The 14,843-nt window shown below is 62.9% G+C and carries 11 protein-coding genes; 4 read left to right on the top strand and 7 right to left on the bottom strand.

The window, feature by feature from the left end:
• Positions 1-77: 77 nt before the first annotated feature.
• The 7 genes from cmk to mtnA form a co-directional block, all read right to left on the bottom strand.
• Positions 78-767, bottom strand: coding sequence for a (d)CMP kinase (gene cmk, locus J3P86_RS18395; protein ID WP_434572729.1), 690 nt, complete (start codon positions 765-767; stop codon positions 78-80).
• Positions 764-2,971, bottom strand: coding sequence for a bifunctional prephenate dehydrogenase/3-phosphoshikimate 1-carboxyvinyltransferase (locus tag J3P86_RS18400; RefSeq protein WP_434700659.1), 2,208 nt, complete (start codon positions 2,969-2,971; stop codon positions 764-766). The genes cmk and J3P86_RS18400 overlap by 4 nt, the downstream gene beginning before the upstream one ends.
• A 28-nt stretch (positions 2,972-2,999) precedes the next feature.
• The gene (gene hisC, locus J3P86_RS18405; RefSeq protein ID WP_434698594.1) at positions 3,000-4,112 is read right to left on the bottom strand and encodes a histidinol-phosphate transaminase; all 1,113 of its coding nucleotides are present in this window, start codon (positions 4,110-4,112) and stop codon (positions 3,000-3,002) included.
• 12 nt (positions 4,113-4,124) lie between these two features.
• The gene (gene pheA / locus J3P86_RS18410; protein ID WP_305499689.1) at positions 4,125-5,219 is read right to left on the bottom strand and encodes a prephenate dehydratase; all 1,095 of its coding nucleotides are present in this window, start codon (positions 5,217-5,219) and stop codon (positions 4,125-4,127) included.
• On the bottom strand, positions 5,219-6,304 hold the full coding sequence (gene serC, locus J3P86_RS18415) for a 3-phosphoserine/phosphohydroxythreonine transaminase (protein WP_434601436.1): 1,086 nt from the start codon (positions 6,302-6,304) through the stop codon (positions 5,219-5,221). The genes pheA and serC overlap by 1 nt, the downstream gene beginning before the upstream one ends.
• Before the next feature lie 302 nt (positions 6,305-6,606).
• Complete coding sequence (gene gyrA, locus J3P86_RS18420; RefSeq protein WP_434629315.1) at positions 6,607-9,270, bottom strand: DNA gyrase subunit A; 2,664 nt, start codon at positions 9,268-9,270, stop codon at positions 6,607-6,609.
• Between the two features lie 422 nt (positions 9,271-9,692).
• Positions 9,693-10,769 (bottom strand): S-methyl-5-thioribose-1-phosphate isomerase, encoded by a 1,077-nt coding sequence (gene mtnA, locus J3P86_RS18425; RefSeq protein WP_434629314.1) that lies wholly within the window; start codon positions 10,767-10,769, stop codon positions 9,693-9,695.
• Positions 10,770-10,875: 106 nt separating this feature from the next.
• On the opposite strand from mtnA, the gene J3P86_RS18430 reads away from it, so the two are divergent.
• The 4 genes from J3P86_RS18430 (at position 10,876) to J3P86_RS18445 (ending at position 14,569) form a co-directional block, all read left to right on the top strand.
• A complete protein-coding gene (locus tag J3P86_RS18430) occupies positions 10,876-12,207 on the top strand; it encodes a TRZ/ATZ family hydrolase (RefSeq protein ID WP_434698595.1) in 1,332 nt (443 codons plus the stop codon).
• Between the two features lie 60 nt (positions 12,208-12,267).
• Positions 12,268-12,966, top strand: coding sequence for a bifunctional 2-polyprenyl-6-hydroxyphenol methylase/3-demethylubiquinol 3-O-methyltransferase UbiG (ubiG, locus tag J3P86_RS18435; RefSeq protein WP_305499685.1), 699 nt, complete (start codon positions 12,268-12,270; stop codon positions 12,964-12,966).
• Between the two features lie 4 nt (positions 12,967-12,970).
• Complete coding sequence (gene mupP / locus J3P86_RS18440) at positions 12,971-13,642, top strand: N-acetylmuramic acid 6-phosphate phosphatase MupP (protein WP_434601438.1); 672 nt, start codon at positions 12,971-12,973, stop codon at positions 13,640-13,642.
• A gap of 186 nt (positions 13,643-13,828) precedes the next feature.
• Complete coding sequence (locus J3P86_RS18445) at positions 13,829-14,569, top strand: YciK family oxidoreductase (protein WP_434698596.1); 741 nt, start codon at positions 13,829-13,831, stop codon at positions 14,567-14,569.
• Positions 14,570-14,843 lie beyond the last annotated feature (274 nt).

The raw sequence follows: 14,843 nt of genomic DNA on the forward strand, positions 1-14,843 counted from the left end.
CACCCCAGACGATGTGGGTTAGTTTCATATAAAAGAAGCGCCGCAGGACTATGACTGGTCCCCTGCGGAGCTTCCTGTCACCCGGCGATATCGCGAAGCGCGATCTCGCTCATGATGCGTTGCAACACCTGATCAATGGACAACTCCGTGGAATCCAGCTGAATCGCATCGGCCGCCGGCTTTAGCGGGGCTACTGCGCGCTGGGTATCACGCTCGTCGCGTGCACGGATCTCATCTAGCAGACTCGACAGACTAACATCCTCGCCTTTGCCCTTCAACTGCAAATATCGGCGGCGAGCCCGCTCCTCCGCGCTGGCGGTGAGGAATATCTTCAGCGGCGCATCCGGAAATACCACTGTGCCCATGTCGCGGCCATCGGCCACCAGTCCTGGCGGCTCCTGGAACGCCCGTTGACGCTGCAGCAGCGCTTCGCGCACCGCCGGCAGCGCGGCGACCTGGGAGGCCCCGGCACCAACGCTTTCGGTACGGATGACGTCACTGACTTCGTCACCTTCCAGGATGATGCGCTGCAACTGGCCATCGGTGGCGGCGATGAACTGCACGTCCAGATGGGCTGCCAGGGCCTTGAGCAGTTCCTCGTTGGTCAGGTCGACGCCATGGTTCTTGGCGGCGAAGGCCAGCAAGCGATAGAGGGCGCCGGAATCGAGCAGATTCCAGCCCAATTGCTTGGCCAGCATGCCGGCGATGGTGCCCTTGCCCGAGCCGCTTGGGCCATCAATGGTGATGACCGGTGCCTTGATGTTCACGACTGTGCCTCTTGTGCTACTCGAATACCGACCTGCGCGCACAACGCCAGGAAGTTCGGGAAAGACGTGGCGACGTTGGCGCAGTCATGGATGCGGATCGGCGCGCTGGCGCGCAGGGACGCAACACTGAATGCCATGGCGATGCGATGGTCGCCATGGCCATGGACTTCGCCACCGCCAATCTGGCCACCATCAATGACGATGCCGTCCGGCGTCGGTTCGCATTTGACGCCAAGGGCCAGCAGGCCGTCGGCCATCACCTGAATGCGATCCGACTCCTTGACCCGCAGCTCTTCAGCGCCGGTCAGCACTGTGCGGCCTTCTGCGCACGCCGCCGCCACGAACAGCACCGGGAACTCGTCGATCGCCAGGGGAACCAGCGCCTCGGGAATTTCGATGCCTTTGAGTTTAGCCGCTCTTACGTGTAAGTCTGCAACGGGCTCGCCGCCCACTTCACGCTGGTTTTCCAGGGTGATGTCGGCGCCCATCAGGCGCAGGATGTCGATCACGCCGGTACGGGTCGGGTTGATCCCGACGTGTTCGAGTACCAGGTCGGAGCCTTCGGCGATCGACGCGGCCACGAGGAAGAACGCCGACGAGGAAATATCGCCCGGCACTTCGATATGGGTCGCGGTCAGCTTGCTGCCCGATTCGACAGAAGCGGTGGCGCCGTCAACGCTGACCGGATAACCGAAGCCACGCAGCATGCGCTCGGTGTGGTCGCGGGTCGGTGCCGGCTCGGTGACGGTGGTCTTGCCTTCGGCATAAAGGCCGGCGAGCAGCAGGCAGGATTTAACCTGGGCGCTGGCCATCGGCATGGTGTAGGTCAGGCCCTTGAGCTTGTTGCCGCCGCGAATGGTCATCGGCGGGCGACCGTCGGCCGCGGTCTCGATCACTGCGCCCATTTCCCGCAGCGGGTTGGCGACGCGGTTCATCGGACGCTTGGACAGCGAGGCATCACCGGTCAGGGTGCTGTCGAAATCCTGGGCAGCCAGCAGGCCGGACAACAGGCGCATCGACGTGCCGGAGTTGCCCAGGTAGATCGGGCCCGGAGCGGGCTTCAGACCGTGCAGGCCAACACCATGGATAGTCACGCGGCCGTGGTGCGGCCCCTCGATGACCACGCCCATGTCGCGGAACGCTTGCAGCGTTGCCAGGGCGTCTTCGCCCTCGAGGAAACCTTCCACCTCGGTCACGCCTTCAGCCAGGGAGCCGAGCATGATCGAGCGGTGGGAAATCGATTTATCGCCCGGTACACGAATCCGCCCACTCAAGGAGCCACCAGGTTGTGCCAGGAAAATCAGATCGTTGGAGTTCATAGCGTCCACATAGGCCCGACGGGCCAGGATTTTACTGAAATGCTCGCGGGCCACCCTGGCGCGTGTGAAAACGCCCAGCAATTGGTGCCCGTCCCCTGCATCGACCGCGTCGCGCAAGGCGTCGAGGTCGCTGCGAAATGTATCGAGTGTGCGCAGGACAGCTTCGCGGTTGGCGAGGAAGATGTCGTGCCACATGACCGGGTCGCTACCCGCGATTCTCGTGAAATCGCGGAAACCGCCGGCAGCGTAACGGAAGATCTCAAGATTTTCATTGCGTTTGGCCAATGAATCCACCAGACCGAACGCCAACAGGTGCGGCAAATGGCTGGTGGCGGCCAATACTTCGTCGTGTCGCTCGACCTGCATGTGCTCGACATCGGCCCCCAGCTCGCGCCACAGACGATCCACCACCGACAATGCCTCGGGATCGGTCTGGTCCAGCGGCGTCAAAATGACCTTATGACGACGGAACAGCTCGGCGTTGGAAGCCTCTACCCCGCTCTGCTCGGAGCCGGCAATCGGATGACCGGGCACGAAGCGCGCCGGCATGCCGCCGAACGCCTCGGTCGCCGCCCGTATGACATTGCCCTTGGCGCTGCCGACATCGGTGAGAATCGCTTGCCCGAGGTCCATGCCGGCCAACCGGGCCAGCAGTTTCTCCATGGCCAGGATCGGCACCGCCAGCTGGATCACGTCAGCCCCTTGGCAGGCGACCAGCAGGTCATCCTCGCAGCGATCCACCACGCCCAGCTCGACGGCGAGCCTGCGCGATTGCGGATCGAGGTCGACCCCCACGACTTCCCGGCACAGCCCGCTTTCACGCAGGCCCTTGGCGAATGAACCGCCGATCAACCCTAGGCCGACCACCACCAGGCGACCGATCATAGGTGTCGCAGGTTGCAGCGAGGTGACATCAACCACGAGCCAGGACCTTGCTCAGCGCCTCCAGGAAACGGCTGTTTTCCGCCGGCAGGCCGACGGTGACCCGCAGGTGATTCGGCATGCCGTAATTGGCCACCGGACGGACGATCACGCCTTCGCGCAGCAAGCCCTGGAACACCGGCGCCGCGACGCAGCCGACGTCGACACAGATGAAATTGCCCTTGGAAGGAATCCAGCTCAGCCCCAGCTCACGGAAGCCGGCTTCCAACTGCTGCATACCGGCCTCGTTCAAGCGGCGGCTCTCGGCCAGGTAGGCCTCGTCCTGCAAGGCGGCGCAGGCGGCGGCCAGGGCGAAGCTGTTGACGTTGAACGGTTGGCGCACGCGGTTCAGCACATCGGCCACCACTGCGGTGGAGAGGCCGTAACCGACCCGCAGCGACGCCAGGCCATAGGCCTTGGAGAACGTGCGCGACACCAGCAGGTTCGGGTACGCGGCGAGGAAATCCAGGCCGTCGGGCAGGTCGCTGCCCTCGGCGTACTCGATGTAGGCCTCGTCCAGCACCACCAGCACGTGCTCGGGCACGTCCTGCAGGAAGTCGTCTAGGGCCTGGGCATCGAACCAGGTGCCGGTCGGATTGTTCGGGTTGGCGATGAAGACCACGCGGGTATTGGCGTCGATGGCGGCCAGCATGGCCGGCAGATCGTGTCCCCAATCCTTGGCCGCAACCACATGGGCATCGGCACCAACGGCTTGGGTGGCAATCGGATAGACCGCAAACGCATGCTCGCTGAACACAGCGTTGAGGCCCGGCGCCAGATAGGCACGAGCGACCAGCTCGAGAATGTCGTTGGAGCCGTTACCCAGGGTCACCTGGCTCAGCTCGACGCCGCAGCGCTCGGCCAGCAGGCTTTTCAAGGCAAAGCCATTACCGTCGGGGTAGCGGGTCAGCTCGGCCAGCTCGTCGCGGATCGCCGCCAATGCCTTAGGGCTCGCGCCCAGCGGGTTTTCGTTGCTCGCCAACTTGACGATGCTGGCCGGATCCAGATCCAGCTCGCGAGCCAGTTCGTCCACAGGCTTGCCTGGAACGTAAGGCGAAAGTTGTTGCACGCCTGGCTGCGCCAGTGCGAGGAAGTTGCCACTCATTGCTATCCGCCCTTAAAGAACTGCCTTGGGGTAGGAACCCAGCACTTTGAGTGCCACTGCTTCCTGACTGATTTTCTCCAGCACACCTTTGACCAGCGGATCGCGGTGGTGGCCGACAAAATCGATGAAGAACACGTAGGTCCATTTACCGCTGCGCGACGGACGGGTCTCGATCCGCGTCAGGTCGATCCCATTGTCGTGGAACGGCACCAGCAATTCGTGCAGCGCGCCCGGCTTGTTGCTCATGGAAACGATGATCGAGGTCTTGTCGTCACCGGTCGGTGGGACCTCCTGGCTGCCGATCATCAGGAACCGGGTGGAGTTGTCCGGACGGTCCTCGATTTTCTCGGCCAGGCGCGTCAAGCCGTAGAGGCCTGCCGCCATATCCCCGGCGATGGCCGCCGAGTTCCACTCGCCCTTGACCCGCTTGGCCGCCTCGGCGTTGCTCGACACTGCCACGCGCTCGACATTCGGATAATGCGCGTCCAGCCATTTGCGGCACTGGGCCAGGGACTGGGCGTGGGAATAGATGCGGCTGATGCTGTCGGTCTTGGTGCTCTCGCCCACCAGCAGGTGGTGGTGGATCCGCAGCTCGACTTCGCCACAGATCACCATGTCATGCTCAAGGAAGCTGTCCAGCGTGTGGTTGACCGCGCCTTCGGTGGAGTTTTCCACCGGCACCACACCGAAATTCACCGCGCCAGCGGCCACTTCGCGGAAGACTTCGTCGATGGCCGCCATCGGCTTGCTGATCACCGCATGACCGAAATGCTTCATGGCGGCAGCCTGGGTGAAGGTTCCTTCCGGCCCCAGGTACGCGACTTTCAGCGGCTGTTCAAGGGCCAGGCAGGAGGACATGATTTCGCGAAACAGCCGCGCCATCTCTTCGTTGCCCAGCGGGCCCTTGTTGCGCTCCATGACGCGCTTGAGCACCTGGGCTTCGCGCTCCGGCCGATAGAACACCGGCACTTCGCCTTCAGCCAGGGAAGCCATCTTCACCCGGGCGACTTCTTGGGCGCAGCGTGCACGCTCGCTGATCAGTTCCAGGACTTTTTCGTCCAGGGCGTCGATGCGCAGGCGCAGCGCCTTGAGTTCTTGCTCAGACATCAGCCGTGTTCCTTCTCGAACTCTGTCATGTAGGCGACCAGCGCATTGACGGCGTTGATGTCTACGGCGTTGTAGATGGAGGCGCGCATGCCGCCGACCGAGCGGTGGCCCTTGAGGTTCAGCAGGCCGCGCTCGTCGGCGCCGGCCAGGAACGGCTTGTCGAGACGGTCGTCCGCCAGGCGGAACGGCACGTTCATCCAAGAGCGGTCGGACTTGTTGATCGGGTTGCTGTAGAGGCCGCTGGCGTCGATGAAGTCATACAGCGTGCGCTGCTTCACTTCGTTGAGCTTGCCGATGGCTTCGACACCGCCCTGCTCTTTCAGCCACTCGAATACCAGGCCCGACAGGTACCAGGCCAGGGTCGGCGGGGTGTTGTACATCGAGCCGTTGTCGGCCGCGACCTTGTAGTTGAGCATGGTCGGGCACAGGGAACGGGCGCGACCGAGCAGGTCTTCGCGGATGATCGCGACCAGGATGCCGCTCGGGCCGATGTTTTTCTGGGCGCCGGCGTAGATCATGCCGAAACGGGAGATATCCACAGGACGCGAGAGGATGTCCGAGGACATGTCGGCCACCAGCGGCACGTCACCGGTTTCCGGGATCCAGTTGAATTCCAGGCCACCGATGGTTTCGTTCGGCGCGTAGTGCACGTAGGCCGCGTCCTTGGACAGGTTCCACTCGTTCTGGCCGGGGATCGCGAAATAGTCGTAAGGCTTGGCGGTGGCGGCAACGTTGACGTGGCCGTAGCGCGACGCTTCTTCGATGGCTTTCTGCGACCAGATACCGGTGTCGATGTAGTCGGCCTTGCCACTTTCCGGCAACAGGTTCAACGGAATCTGCGCGAACTGCTGGCTGGCGCCGCCCTGCAGGAACAGCACTTTGTAGTTGGACGGGATGTTCAGCAGATCGCGCAGGTCCTGCTCGGCCTTGGTCGCGATGGACACGAACTCATCGCTGCGATGGCTCATTTCCATGACGGACAGGCCCTTGCCATGCCAGTCGAGAAGTTCACCCTGGGCGCGCTTCAGGACCGCTTCAGGAAGCGCCGCCGGGCCGGCACAGAAGTTATAGGCTCTCTTGCTCACATCCAATCTCGCTCTGATCTGGTGGTCACTTAAATCTTCTGATTTGCACCGATCCCACAGGGCTACCGCTCACTCAAGGCATGGATGAATTCGTGGCGAGGGAGCTTGCTCCCGCTGGGCTGCGCAGCGGCCCCTCTTTGTTGTGAGCGCTTCGCACTCAAGCGGGAGCAAGCTCCCTCGCCACGATAAATCAAACAAGCCTCAAGAGAGGGGCAGTCCCATAGGGAATGTGCAGTGTCGCAAATTTTCAAACGGAACAAACAACAAGGGGGCGAATCTTCATCCGCCCCCTGTGTGTCCGCTTAGTCCTGCGGTTCTTCTTCGTCTGCGGCGGCATCGAGCTGTTGATCGCCGACGGCGTCATCGACATCGGCACCGAGGGTGCCGTCGAACGCCACGCCTTCCTCGCCTTCCAGCTCCTCGCCTTCGACTTCCGACGGCTCCTGGACCCGTTCAAGCCCGACCAGCGTTTCGTCGCTGGCGAGTTTGATCAGCGTCACGCCCTGAGTGTTACGACCCAGGCTCGACACTTCGGCGACGCGCGTGCGCACCAGGGTGCCCTGGTCGGAGATCAGCATGATCTCTTCGCCATCGAGCACCTGGACAGCGCCGACCAGACGGCCGTTACGCTCGTTGCTGACCATCGCGATCACGCCCTGGCCGCCACGCTTGTACTCGGGGAACTCGCTGATGGCGGTACGCTTGCCGTAGCCCCGCGCGGAAGCGGTGAGGATCTGGCTGCCTTCTTCCGGAATCAGCATGGAAATCAGCTTCTGCCCTTCCGGCAGGCGCATGCCGCGAACACCACGGGCGGTACGGCCCATGGCGCGGACGTCGGATTCCTTGAAGCGCGTGACCTTGCCGCCGTCGGAGAACAGCATGACTTCACGCGCACCGTCGGTGATGGCAGCGGAAATCAGCACGTCGCCTTCGTCCAGCTCCAGGGCGATCAGGCCGACGCTGCGCTGACGGCTGAAGGATTCCAGCGGGGTCTTCTTCACGGTGCCCTTGGCGGTCGCCATGAAGATAAAGTGACCTTCTGTGTATTCCTCCACCGGCAGCATGGTGGTGATGTATTCGTCACTGTCCAGCGGCAGCAGGTTCACCAGCGGACGACCGCGAGCCGCACGGGACGCCTCAGGGATTTCGTAGGTCTTGAGCCAGTACACCTTGCCCTTGCTGGAGAACAGCAGCAGCGTGGTATGGCTGTTGGCGACCAGCAGGTGAGCGATGTAGTCCTCGTCCTTGACGCCGGTCGCCGACTTGCCCTTGCCGCCGCGACGCTGGGCCTGGTAGGCGGCCAGCGGCTGGGTCTTGGCGTAGCCGCCGTGGGAAATCGTCACCACGCGCTCTTCTTCCGGAATCATGTCGCCCAGGGTCAGGTCGAGGCGCGCATCGAGGATCTCGGTGCGGCGCACGTCGCCGTACTCGGCGCGGATCACTTCCAGTTCTTCGCGGATCACTTCCATCAGGCGCGTGGCGCTGTTGAGGATGCGGATCAGCTCGCCGATCTGGTTGAGGATCTCCTGGTACTCGGCCAGCAGCTTCTCGTGCTCCAGACCGGTCAGGCGGTGCAGGCGCAGTTCCAGGATGGCTTGCGCCTGTTCCGGGGACAGGAAGTACTTGCCTTCGCGCAGGCCGTATTGCGGGTCGAGGTTTTCCGGACGGCACGAGTCGGCGCCGGCGCGCTCGACCATCGCCACCACCGCGGAGGATTCCCAAGGGGTGCTGATCAGCGCTTCCTTGGCTTCCGACGGGGTTGGCGAGGCTTTGATCAGGGCGATGACCGGGTCGATGTTCGACAGGGCAACGGCCTGGCCTTCAAGGATGTGGCCGCGTTCGCGAGCTTTACGCAGTTCGAATACGGTCCGCCGGGTGACCACTTCGCGACGGTGACGCACGAAGGCTTCCAGCAGGTCCTTGAGGTTCAGGATCCGCGGACGGCCGTCGATCAGCGCGACAATGTTGATGCCGAACACGCTTTGCAGCTGGGTCTGGGCGTAGAGGTTGTTGAGGATCACCTCCGGCACTTCGCCACGGCGCAGCTCGATCACGACGCGCATGCCGTCCTTGTCGGACTCGTCACGCAGCTCGGTGATGCCTTCGAGTTTCTTTTCTTTCACCAGCTCGGCGATCTTTTCGATCAGGCGGGCCTTGTTCAGCTGGTACGGCAGCTCGGTGATGACGATCTGCTGGCGGCCACCGACCTTGTCGATGTCCTCGACGGTCGAGCGGGCGCGCATGTAGATGCGGCCGCGACCGGTGCGATAGGCCTCGATGATGCCGGCGCGACCGTTGATGATCGCCGCCGTCGGGAAGTCCGGACCGGGGATGTATTGCATCAGTTCATCGACGGACAGCTCGGGGTTGTCGATGAGGGCCAGGCAACCGTCGATGACTTCACCGAGGTTGTGCGGCGGGATGTTGGTCGCCATGCCCACGGCGATACCGCTGGAGCCGTTGACGAGCAGGTTCGGGATACGCGTCGGCATGACCGCCGGGATCATCTCGGTGCCGTCGTAGTTCGGCACCCAGTCCACGGTTTCCTTGTGCAGGTCGGCCAGCAGCTCGTGGGCCAGCTTGGTCATGCGCACTTCGGTGTATCGCATGGCCGCGGCGTTGTCGCCGTCCACCGAACCGAAGTTGCCCTGGCCGTCCACCAGCAGGTAGCGCAGGGAGAATGGCTGGGCCATCCGAACGATGGTGTCGTACACGGCAGTGTCGCCGTGGGGGTGATACTTACCGATCACGTCGCCGACGACACGGGCGGATTTCTTGTACGGCTTGTTGAAGTCGTTGCCCAGTTCGCTCATCGCGAACAGCACGCGCCGGTGCACGGGCTTCAAGCCATCGCGCGCATCCGGCAGCGCCCGCCCGACGATCACGCTCATCGCGTAGTCGAGGTAGGACTGTTTCAGCTCGTCTTCGATATTGACCGGGAGGATTTCTTTGGCCAGTTCGCCCATGAGAAGCCTGATTCCTTTTTCTGGTGAAACCTCGCTACATCCAGATGGGATGAACGAAGCTCGCCGCTGCAGGACAAGTGCCGTGCAGCGACTTACGACAAATCAACGAGTTATGCCATGGATCTGCGCAGTAAAGGCCACCTCGCGAGGCAGCCTTGGAAACCGCCGGATGTTATCACAAGAGCCGCCACGCACCTATCCCCCTGATGCGCATGGTGCGTAGTTAGTTGACCGATGACAGGCTGGAACGGGACGAGAGGGGCTCAGAGGCGCTGAAACGCAGATTTTGTGGCTGGATTTGGATTTTTTCTGACTTTGCCGGCCCTATCGCGAGCAAGCTCGCTCCCACAATGGAGCCATATCGCAATCAAATGTGGGAGCGAGCTTGCTCGCGATGGGGCCAGCTCAGGCGCCGAAAGCCTTCAATGCAACCGCTTGCGACACATCAATTGGGCCATCTTGGCCGTATCCGGCCGCTCGACGATGCCCTTCTCCGTCACGATCGCATCGATCAGGTCCGCCGGGGTCACGTCGAACACCGGGTTGAACGCATCGGCATCCGCCCCGACCCGCTTGCCGCCGACTTCCAGCAGCTCGCGCCCGTCGCGCTCTTCGATCGGGATGTCATCACCGCTGGCCAGGTTCATGTCGATGGTCGAGCTCGGCGCCACCACCATGAAACGTACGCCGTGGTGCATGGCACAGACCGCCAGCTGGTAGGTGCCGATCTTGTTCGCCACGTCGCCGTTGGCCGTGATGCGGTCGGCGCCGACGATGACCCAGGTCACGCCCTTGGTCTTCATGATGTGGGCAGCGGCGGAATCGGCGTTGAGCGTCACCGGAATGCCCTCGTTCGCCAGCTCCCATGCCGTCAACCGTGAACCCTGCAGCCATGGACGGGTTTCGTCGGCGTAGACCCGTTCGACCATGCCCTCCAGAAACGCCCCGCGAATTACCCCGAGGGCCGTTCCGAAGCCGCCGGTGGCCAGGGCCCCGGTGTTGCAATGGGTCAAGATGGCCTGGGCGTTGCCCTGGTGCTTGCGGATCAGGTCGACGCCAAGCTGGGCCATGGTCAGGTTGGCTTCGCGGTCACTTTCATGGATCGCAATGGCCTCAGCCTCAAGCACCGCTAGCGGTTCGGCATGCTCCTTCAAGCGTCCCAACCGGTCCCGCATGCGATCCAGCGCCCAGAACAGATTGACCGCCGTCGGCCGGGAATCGGCCAGCAAGGCGAAATCCGCTTCCAGCGCCGCTTGCCAATCGCCGCCCTCGGCCATCCGCGCCCGCGCCGCCAGCACCACGCCATAAGCGGCGCTGATACCGATGGCTGGCGCACCGCGCACCACCATCGAACGAATGGCCTCGGCCACACCGGCCACGCTGGTGTAGGCGATCCAGTTTTCCTCGAACGGCAAAACACGCTGATCCAGCAGGTAAAGAGCGCCATCGCGCCAATCGATGGCCTTCACCTTCTCCGCAGCCAACAGTCGATCGCGCATCCCTCACCCCGCACTCAAGAACAAAAGCCGCCGATTATAGCGATCCCTCCGCGAAGACGCTCGGGTATACTTCGTCATCCTTTATAACCCATGGAACCGTTCCACGATGCCCAAGCCTGCCGTTGCGCTCGACTTATTATTGCTGCCGACCTGGTTGGTGCCTGTCGAACCCGCCGGTATCGTGCTCAAGGATCATGGCCTGGGCATTCGCGACGGTTGCATCGTGTTCATCGGGCCACGGGCCGAAGCCATGCAATGCGCTGCCACGGAGGTTCGCGAACTGCCCGGCATGCTGCTCAGTCCGGGCCTGGTCAATGCCCACGGTCACGCGGCAATGACATTGTTCCGTGGCCTGGCCGACGACCTGCCGCTGATGACCTGGCTCGAACAGCACATCTGGCCCGCCGAGGGTAAATGGGTCGACGAGGCCTTCGTCCGCGACGGTACTGACCTGGCGATCGCCGAGCAGATCCAGGGCGGCATCACCTGTTTCTCCGACATGTACTTCTATCCCAAGGTGGCCAGCGAACGCGTGCATAACAGTGGCATCCGCGCGCAGATCGCCATTCCGATCCTCGACTTTCCGATCCCCGGCGCCGCCAGCGCCGACGAAGCCATTCGTCAGGGCATCGAATTGTTTGGCGACCTCAAGCACCATCCGCGGATCAAAGTCGCATTCGGCCCTCACGCCCCGTACACCGTCGGCGATGACAACCTGGAAAAGATCCGCGTGATCGCCGAGGAACTGGACGCGGCCATCCACATGCATGTTCATGAAACCGCCTTCGAAGTGCAGCAGGCTGTGGATAACACTGGCGAGCGGCCGATGGCCCGGTTGGCGCGCGTTGGCCTGCTGGGGCCGCGCTTCCAGGCGGTGCACATGACCCAGGTCAGCGACGAGGACCAGGCGCTGCTGGTAGAACACAATTGCAGCGTGATCCATTGTCCGGAATCGAATCTGAAGCTGGCCAGCGGTTTCTGCCCGGTGGAACGCCTGTGGCAGGCCGGCGTCAACGTCGCGGTCGGCACCGATGGCGCGGCGAGCAACAACGACCTCGATCTGCTGGGCGAAACCCGCACCGCCGCCCTGCTGGCAAAGGCTGTCGCCGGTTCGGCCACGGCCCTGGACGCGCACCGGGCGTTGCGCATGGCCACGCTCAATGGCGCCCGCGCGCTGGGCATCGAGGCGATCGTCGGCTCTCTGGAAGTCGGCAAGGCCGCCGACCTGGTGGCCTTCGACCTGTCCAGCCTGGCGCAGCAACCGATCTATGACCCGGTGTCGCAACTGATCTACGCCACCGGCCGCCATTGCGTGAAACACCTCTGGGTGGCCGGCAAGCCGTTGCTGGAGGATGGCCGCCTGACGCGCATGGACGAATCGCAACTGATCGCCACGGCCCAGGACTGGGGCCGTCGGGTCAGCGGCCAGAACGAATAGCACACCCCTTGAGCCACGGCTCGGGGCAAATGATTTTTCAAGTTTTTCGAGGAACTGCACATGAGCAACGTCGACCACGCTGAAATTGCCAAGTTCGAGGCCCTGGCCCATCGCTGGTGGGACCGCGAAAGCGAATTCAAGCCGCTGCACGACATCAACCCGCTGCGCGTCAACTGGATCGACGAGCGCGTCGGCCTGGCCGGCAAGAAAGTCCTCGACGTCGGCTGTGGTGGCGGCATCCTCAGTGAAGCCATGGCCCTGCGCGGCGCTACCGTAATGGGCATCGACATGGGCGAGGCGCCGCTGGCAGTGGCGCAACTGCATCAGCTGGAGTCCGGCGTCAGCGTCGAATACCGGCAGATCACCGCCGAAGCCCTGGCCGAGGAAATGCCCGGCCAGTTCGACGTGGTCACCTGCCTGGAGATGCTCGAACACGTACCGGACCCGTCATCGGTGATCCGTGCCTGCTTCCAGATGGTCAAGCCCGGCGGCCAGGTGTTCTTCTCCACCATCAACCGCAACCCGAAGGCGTACCTGTTCGCGATCATCGGCGCCGAATACATCATGAAGCTGCTGCCACGCGGCACCCACGACTTCAAGAAATTCATCCGGCCTTCGGAGCTGGGCGCCTGGAGCCGCATGGCCGGGCTGACCGTCAAGGACATCATCGGCCTGACCTACAACCCGCTGACCAAGCACTACAAGCTGGCTGCCGATGTGGACGTCAACTACATGATCCAGACTCTGCGCGAGGAATAAGTCGATGCGTCTCAAAGCGGTTCTCTTCGACATGGATGGCACGCTGCTCGACACCGCGCCAGACTTCATCGCCATCTGCCAGGCCATGCGCGCCGACCGTGGCCTGCCGCCGATGAACACCCAGCACATCCGCGACGAGATTTCCGGCGGCGCCCGGGCGATGGTCGCAGTGACGTTCTCCATGGACCCTGAATCGCCGGGTTTCGAGGAGCTGCGCCAGGAGTTCCTCGACCGCTATCTCAAGGGTTGCGCGGTCCACAGCCATCTGTTCGATGGGATGGCCGAAGTACTGGCCGATATCGAGGCGGCCAATCTCATCTGGGGCGTGGTCACCAACAAGCCGGTGCGCTTCGCCGAGCCGATCATGCAGCAGTTGGGCCTGGCCGAGCGGTCGAAAGTGCTGGTCTGCCCCGACCATGTGAAAAACAGCAAACCGGACCCCGAACCGCTGATTCTCGCTTGCAAGATGCTCGACCTCGATCCGGCCAGCGTGCTGTTCATCGGCGACGACCTGCGGGACATCGAGTCCGGCCGCAGCGCCGGGACCAAGACCTGCGCGGTGACCTACGGCTACATCCACCCGGACGACAACCCCAAGCACTGGGGCGCGGATGTGGTAATCGACCATCCCCTGGCGCTGCGCGAAGTGCTGGATAACGCGTTGTGCAGTTGCTGATCTGATGCTGGCGAGGTTGCTTTTGTGGTGAGGGGATTTATCCCCGCTGGGGTGCGAAGCGCCCCCAAAATCTGCCCTGCACTGCATCAAACAAGTTGTGAGGCGGGCCGCTTCGCGACCCAGCGGGGATAAATCCCCTCGCCACAAAGGCCGGTTTCGTGCAGCTTTCAATTGTTGAGGTTTTTTATGTTTGACTACTCCGCCCGCCCCGACCTGCTCGAGGGCCGGATCATCCTGGTCACCGGTGCCGGTCGCGGTATTGGCGCCGCTGCCGCCAAGGCCTATGCCGCCCATGGCGCCACCGTGTTGTTGCTGGGCAAGACCGAAGCCAACCTGACCCAGGTCTATGATGAAATCGAGGCGGCTGGTCATCCGCAGCCAGCGGTGATCCCCTTCAATCTCGAAACCGCCCTGCCCCATCAATACGATGAACTGGCGGCGATGATCGAGAGCGAATTCGGTCATCTGGACGGCCTCCTGCACAACGCCTCGATCATCGGCCCGCGCACGCCGCTGGAACAGCTTTCCGGCGAGAACTTCATGCGGGTGATGCAAGTGAACGTCAACGCCATGTTCATGCTCACCAGCACTTTGCTGCCGTTGCTCAAACTGTCCAAGGATGCATCGGTGGTGTTCACGTCCAGCAGCGTCGGTCGCAAGGGCCGGGCCTATTGGGGCGCTTATGGCGTGTCCAAGTTCGCCACAGAGGGGCTTATGCAGACCCTGGCCGACGAAGTCGACACGGTAGCCCCGGTGCGCTCCAACAGCATCAACCCCGGCGCCACCCGCACCAGCATGCGCGCACAGGCCTATCCGGGAGAAAATCCGCTGAACAACCCGACGCCCGAAGAAATCCTGCCGGTGTACCTGTACCTCATGGGCCCGGACAGTACCGGCGTCAACGGCCAGGCTTTCAACGCGCAGTAAGCGCCAGACTCGACGTCGCGGCGGTTTGCCGTCGCGGCGTGCCTCTCCTTGATCCCCCGGCCAGGCGAAACGCCAAAGCCCTGCCGCCCGTTGCTCACGCTACGAGCCTGCAACTTATTGATTCGTCGACAAGTTTTATCACTATGAACTGAATGGCACGACTTTCGCTCTAATCCATTCAAACACGCCGTGTCCGGCGAGTCGGGACATTGGGACGAGACCTCCGCCAGCACAGCGAAGCGGACTAGACTCAACTCAGTGTCCTTCGGGACTG

The organism is Pseudomonas sp. D1-1 (assembly GCF_051132225.1).
Classification (GTDB): domain Bacteria; phylum Pseudomonadota; class Gammaproteobacteria; order Pseudomonadales; family Pseudomonadaceae; genus Aquipseudomonas.